The sequence below is a fragment of the Paenibacillus sp. A3 genome (assembly GCF_001399685.1).
In the GTDB taxonomy this organism is placed as follows: Bacteria; Bacillota; Bacilli; order Paenibacillales; family NBRC-103111; genus Paenibacillus_G.
In genome coordinates, this window is record NZ_JTHN01000396.1 from 1 (window position 1) to 1,294 (window position 1,294).

Genomic DNA, 1,294 nt, shown 5'->3' on the forward strand with positions numbered 1-1,294 from the left:
ATCCGGACGCGTCCGGATCTCCACGTCGCCGAACATCATATGGATCAGCTCTTTCCGGGTGAGACCGGCCATCGGAGCCGTGCCGATAAAATGCCCTTCGCGCAGGACGGTGCACGTATCCGCAATCTCCCACAGCTCATGGAGACGGTGCGAGACGTAAATGATAATGACGTCTTTTTTCTTCAGCTCGCGGATCATGTTGAACAACGAATCGATCTCGTTTTTGGCCAAAGCCGAGGTCGGCTCATCCAACTGAAGCACCTTCGGCTTGAACGTCAGCGCTTTCACGATCTCGATCATTTGCGCCTGACCGACGCTCAAATTCGCCACCAGCTCGTCCGAGGCGATATCGATGCTATACTCGTTCAGCAGCTCGCGGGTCATCGCGTACGCTTTCTTCCAGTCGATGAACGGGCCTTTCATCGGCAGGCGACCCAAGAAAATATTTTCCGCCACCGTCATGCCGGGGACCAGACTGAGCTCCTGATATACAGTGGCGACTCCCTGGGCGAACGCGTCACCGGGATCTTTAAAGCGCAGCGCGGTTCCATCCAGCACAACTTCTCCTTGGGTCGGCTGGACGGCGCCGGAAAAAATTTTGAGCAGGGTCGACTTGCCGGACCCGTTCTTCCCGAGCAGCGCGTGCACCTTGCCGCTCTCAAAAGACACCGACACCTGATCCAAGGCGACCGTGCCGGGGTAATGCTTCGTAATGCTGCGGGTTTCCAATACGCTCATATGCCTTCCCTCGCGATCTCCTCTGGGGATTCTACCGGCCATCCGGGGCCGCCGCAGCAGCCCCGTCACCTCATACGTCACTTGCTCATTTTGGCATTCAAATCCGCTTCGAACTTGGCGATACCTTCGGGATTGGAGCGACTTAGCAGAATTCCGTCGACGCTCGTCGTCTTCCCTTTGTTCGCGCTCACATCTTCGCCCTTCAAGCCCTTGATCAGCAGTTCCATCGCTTTATATCCCATGTTGTACGGGTCTTGTCCTGCAATCGCCTGCAAAATATTGTCTTTCTCCTTCAGCATCGCGATCAACTGATAGCTCGCATCGGTGCCGAACACATACACCTTGCCCGATTTGCCGGCATTCTTCACCGCCATCGCCGCTCCGATCGTGCCGCCCTCGTTGGCCGCCCAGATGACGTTCACATCCGGGTGAGCCGTCAAAATATCGCCGACGACGGAGACGGCCTTATCCTGCAGCCATGCGTCTTGATCGGCCACGACCTTCACATCGGGGTTAACTTTCTTCACCTCTTCCAAAAAGACTGTCCGCCGGTCGG

General features: G+C 56.6%; 2 protein-coding genes. Both read right to left on the reverse strand.

The window, feature by feature from the left end:
- Positions 1-738, reverse strand: a 738-nt coding sequence (locus tag QJ48_RS34915) for an ATP-binding cassette domain-containing protein (protein WP_157261881.1), incomplete at its 3' end; no start/stop codon positions are given.
- 77 nt (positions 739-815) lie between these two features.
- Positions 816-1,294, reverse strand: a 479-nt coding sequence (locus QJ48_RS34920; protein ID WP_157261882.1) for a substrate-binding domain-containing protein, incomplete at its 5' end; no start/stop codon positions are given.